The 4,243-nt window shown below is 73.2% G+C and carries 4 protein-coding genes; 2 read left to right on the top strand and 2 right to left on the bottom strand.

Annotated elements, in window-relative coordinates; all coding sequences use genetic code 11:
- Positions 1–67 precede the first annotated feature (67 nt).
- The gene (gene fxsA, locus AC13HU_RS33345) at positions 68–637 is read left to right on the top strand and encodes an FxsA family membrane protein (protein WP_483045724.1); all 570 of its coding nucleotides are present in this window, start codon (positions 68–70) and stop codon (positions 635–637) included.
- A 226-nt stretch (positions 638–863) separates the two neighbouring features.
- On the opposite strand, the gene AC13HU_RS33350 is transcribed toward fxsA, so the two are convergent.
- A complete protein-coding gene (locus AC13HU_RS33350; RefSeq protein ID WP_031517570.1) occupies positions 864–1,238 on the bottom strand; it encodes an RNA polymerase-binding protein RbpA in 375 nt (124 codons plus the stop codon).
- 258 nt (positions 1,239–1,496) lie between these two features.
- A complete protein-coding gene (gene yczE, locus AC13HU_RS33355) occupies positions 1,497–2,216 on the bottom strand; it encodes a membrane protein YczE (RefSeq protein ID WP_483045725.1) in 720 nt (239 codons plus the stop codon).
- Positions 2,217–2,280: 64 nt separating this feature from the next.
- On the opposite strand from yczE, the gene yczR reads away from it, so the two are divergent.
- Entirely contained in the window at positions 2,281–3,801 is a 1,521-nt protein-coding gene (yczR, locus tag AC13HU_RS33360; protein WP_483045726.1) for a MocR-like transcription factor YczR, read from the top strand.
- Positions 3,802–4,243: the final 442 nt, after the last annotated feature.

A 4,243-nucleotide genomic window follows, 5' to 3' on the forward strand; every position in this document is an offset into this window, starting at 1 on the left:
GTACAGGGCGGTCGCGGGGGGGGGGAGCCGGAGCCGGGAGCTACCCGGACTTTGGCACAGTTGACGTATGACGACGATGACACCGCCCCCGGCCCGACCGCAGCGACGGCGGCGTTCGCGGGCTCGCACCATTGTGCTGATCGCGATCGCGGTGTGGGCGGCGCTGGAGATCTGGCTGCTGACGGTGGTGGCCGGGGCGACCAGCGGGTTCGTCGTCCTTCTGTGCATTCTCGCCGGGTTCGTGCTGGGGGCCGTCGCCATGAAGCGGGCCGGGCGCAGCGCCTGGCGCAACCTCGTGGCTTCCGTGAACGCCCAGCAGCAGGGGGTCCAGCCCGGCCCGCCCCAGGGTGGCGGCCGGACCGGCCTGGCCATGCTGGGCGGCTTGCTGCTGATCATCCCCGGGTTCGTCTCCGACGCGGTGGCGCTGATCCTGCTGTTCCCGCCGACCCGGGCGTTCATCGGCCGCCGGGTGGACCGGGCGATACTCGCCCGGGGGGTCCCGATGCCCCCCGGTGGCCCCGCGGGCGGCTTCGGCGGACCCGGCGGACCCGGATTCGGCGGTGGGCCCGGCCCCGGCAGCGGTCCTGGCTCCTCCGGGGACAAGGTGGTCCAGGGCGAGGTCATCAACCGGGACTGAGACCGCCGCCCGGCACATGGAGGGTGGGAGTAGGAGCGGGGCGAGAGCCGTCGGCCCGCGACGCCGCCCTTCATTTGCCGGGTGGTCTCGGGGCAACTGAGGCAATCAACCGGTACCAGGGCATAGGTACGCCCGGCGCGGAGCGGGATGCTCCGGCCGGGCGCGAGGGTTCGGGGGCCGCGGGTGCGGGCCCGGGTGGGCCCGCGGCGCCGCGGACCCGGTCCGGTCAGGCGGTCTTGCGGTTGTCGCGCGGATGCACCGCGATATTCATTGCCCCGGAGCGGAGGACTGCGAGCCGTTCGGCGAGCACTTCCTCCAACTCCTCGAGCGTGCGCCGCTCCATGAGCATGTCCCAGTGCGTGCGCGCGGGCTTCGTGGTCTTCTCCTCGGGACCTTCTCCGTCCACCAGAAGCGCGGTCTGGCCGCAGGCGCGGCACTCCCACTCCGGCGGAATCTCGGCCTCAACCGAGAACGGCATCTCAAATCGATGGCCGTTCCGGCATGCGTACTCAACGGTCTGGCGCGGGGCCAGATCGATGCCGCGGTCGGTCTCGTAGCTGGTGGCCCCGAGTCGCGTGCCGCGGAGAGCTCGCTCACTCATGAATCGTGCCTCCCGGGCTTTTGGTCGCCCACAGGACAGGTGTCGCTGTCGTCGTCATCCGGTCAACGTCCGGTCGGCGGTGAAGATTCCCGTTACGGGATATGCGTCGCCCGTCGTGTCGCCCCTGTTTCTACCCAGCGACATCCCTTTTGTCACACTCGGCAGGATATGTCACCCGCTGCCGTCGTATCTTTTGTGTGCAGTAGCGGTCAGCTCGCTGGGCCAACCGCGTACACTACCCGCCCGCAGCCCCCAGGGCTAAATCGTGTCCACCACTCGGTGTTCCGGCGCTTCCCGGCGAATACTCGCAGAGCCGTCCGTACCGGCCATGATCGGCTCGGGGGCGGCGGCGGATCCGGCCGGGGGAGCACCGAAGAGGCGCAGGAAGAACTGGGCGAGCGGGCCGATCGACACGGCGTACAGCACGGTACCGACTCCCACGCCGCCGCCGAGTACGAAGCCCGCCGCCAGCACGGTCAGCTCGATGCCGGTGCGCAGCAGTCGCAGCGAGCGGCCGGTCCTGCGGTGCAGCCCGGTCATCAGGCCGTCGCGGGGGCCGGGGCCGAACCGGGCCGAGATGTACAGGCCGGTGGCCATGCCGTTGAGCAGCACCGCGACCACCACCAGCGGCACCCGCACCGCGAGGGCGGCGTGATACGGCACCAGGGCGAGGGTGGCGTCGAGGGTGAGGCCGACGAGTACCACGTTGGAGATGGTGCCGAGCCCGGGGCGCTGGCGCAGCGGCCACCACAGGAGCAGGACGGCGGCACCGACGACAATGGAGACCAGGCCGATGCTGAGCCCGGTCAGCCGCGACAGCCCCTGGTGGAAGACGTCCCACGGGTCCAGGCCGAGTGAGGCGCGGACCAGCAGCGCGTCGCTCGCGCCGTACAGCGCGAGTCCTGCGTAGAGACGGACGAGGCGGTGGACTGGTGGACGGCGCACGGGTACCCCCCTGGCGTGTGAACGGGCGCGCATGACACTGTGTGGCCTGTACGCGGCTTTTTTCCACAGCCAATCCGTGAAAGGTGGACTGAGTTCCATGTCTCAGTGGACCGCTACGGTGAGCGCGGCACACCTGGCCCGGCTTCTCACGCCCCGGCCGGCGACCGGTGACGGCGGCGGCAGCGGGGGCGGCACCGGGCACGGCGGGCGGAAGCTGCCCGCCTACCGCGGGCTCGCCGACGGGGTGCGGCTGCTGGTGCTGGAAGGACGGCTCCAGGTGGCCGCACGGCTGCCTGCCGAACGCGAACTCGCGCTCGCGCTCGGGGTGAGCCGGACCACCGTCGCGGCCGCGTACGAGGCACTGCGGGCCGAAGGCTTCGCGCGCTCCCGGCGTGGCGCCGGCAGCTGGACCGCGATCCCCGAGGGCCACATCCTGCCCTCCCGCAGCCTGGAGCCCCTCTCGCCGGACGCCGCCGGGTCCGTGATCGACCTCGGCACCGCCGCGCTGCCCGCGCCCGAGCCGTGGCTGAGCCGGGCCATGCAGGGCGCCCTCGCCGAACTGCCCGCGTACGCGGCGACCCACGGTGACTTCCCCGCCGGGCTGCCGGTGCTGCGCGAGGCCATCGCGGACCGCTACACCGCCCGCGGGGTGCCCACCATGCCCGAGCAGATCATGGTGACCACCGGTGCGATGGGGGCGGTCGCCGCGACCGCCCGGCACACCGTCGGCTACGGCGAGCGGGTCGCCGTGGAGTCGCCCAGTTACGCCAACGTGCTGGAGCTGTTCCGCGAGACCGGCTCCCGGCTGGTGCCCGTGGCGCTGCGGGAGCGGCTGGGCGGCTGGGACATGGACGTCTGGCGCCGTGTGATGCGCGACGCCGCGCCCCGGATGGTCTACGTGATGCCCGACTTCCACAACCCGACCGGCACGCTGGTCGGCGACGACGAGCGGCGCGAGCTGGTCGAGGCGGCCCGGGTGGCGGGGGCCACGGTGGTCGCCGACGAGACCATGGCCGAACTCGTCCTCGACGGTGAGGAGTCCGGGGTACGGCCGCTGGCCGCCTTCGACCGGGGCGGCACCGTGATGACCGTCGGCTCGGCCAGCAAGAGCGTGTGGGCCGGGCTGCGGATCGGCTGGGTGCGCTCCACGCCCGACGTGGTGCGCCGGCTGGTCTCCGCCCGCGCCTACCTCGACCTCGCGTCCCCTGTCGTCGACCAGCTCGCCGTGGCCTGGCTGATGCGGGGTGGCGGCTGGGAGCAGGCGCTCGTCTCCCGCCGGGCCCGCGCCCGCGAGTGCCGGGACGACCTCGTGGCCGGCTTGCGGGCGCACGCGCCCGGGTGGGACTTCAGCGTGCCGCGCGGCGGCATGACGATGTGGGTGCGCACCGGTGACGTCTCCGGGTCCCGCCTCGCGGTCACCGGTGAACGGCTCGGCGTCCGCGTGCCCGCGGGGCCCCGCTTCGGGGTCGACGGTGCCTTCGAGTCCTACGTCCGCATCCCCTTCACCGTCAGCGGCCCAGCCGCTGACGAGGCCGCGGCCCGCCTCGCCCAAGCCGCCGACCTCGTCCGCTCCGGCGCAGCCCCCGACGGCGACCCCACCGGCCTCTTCGTCGCGTAGCCCCTGCGGGCCCCTGCGGGGTGGCTGCCTCGCCCTTGTCCGACGGCCGGTGGCCGGTTGTGCGCGCAGTTCCTCGCGCACCTGCGGGGCTTCGCCGTTGGTGTTGCGGCTGGTTGCCGGCTGCAGTCCGGTGGTTGGTTGTGCGCGCAGTTCCCCGCGCCCCTGAGAAGGTTGCTCACCGTCGTCGTCCGACGGCCCCCGGACCGGGCCGGGCCACCGCGGGTCAGGCCGCACCCAGGGGCGCGGGTAGCTGCGCTTCCCCAGAGCTTCGCCTGGGAGGTGCCCCCAGACACGGCGCACCGTGCGACGGGATCGCGGCGGCCACCCCGCAGGGGCTAGCCGAGTTCGAGGTCGGCCACTGTACGGACCACGGCGTCCTTGCGGAGGGTCACCGTTTCGTGGGTGGACTCGGGTTCGGGTTGGGGGGAGGTCGGGGTCGGGG

This window comes from Streptomyces sp. NH27, assembly GCF_056859195.1.

Bases quoted from the DNA above. Each gene is read 5' to 3' on its own strand.
- fxsA (WP_483045724.1), top strand. From the start codon at position 68: ATGACGACGATGACACCGCCCCCGGCCCGACCGCAGCGACGGCGGCGT.
- AC13HU_RS33350 (WP_031517570.1), bottom strand. From the start codon at position 1,238: ATGAGTGAGCGAGCTCTCCGCGGCACGCGACTCGGGGCCACCAGCTAC.
- yczE (WP_483045725.1), bottom strand. From the start codon at position 2,216: ATGCGCGCCCGTTCACACGCCAGGGGGGTACCCGTGCGCCGTCCACCA.
- yczR (WP_483045726.1), top strand. From the start codon at position 2,281: ATGTCTCAGTGGACCGCTACGGTGAGCGCGGCACACCTGGCCCGGCTT.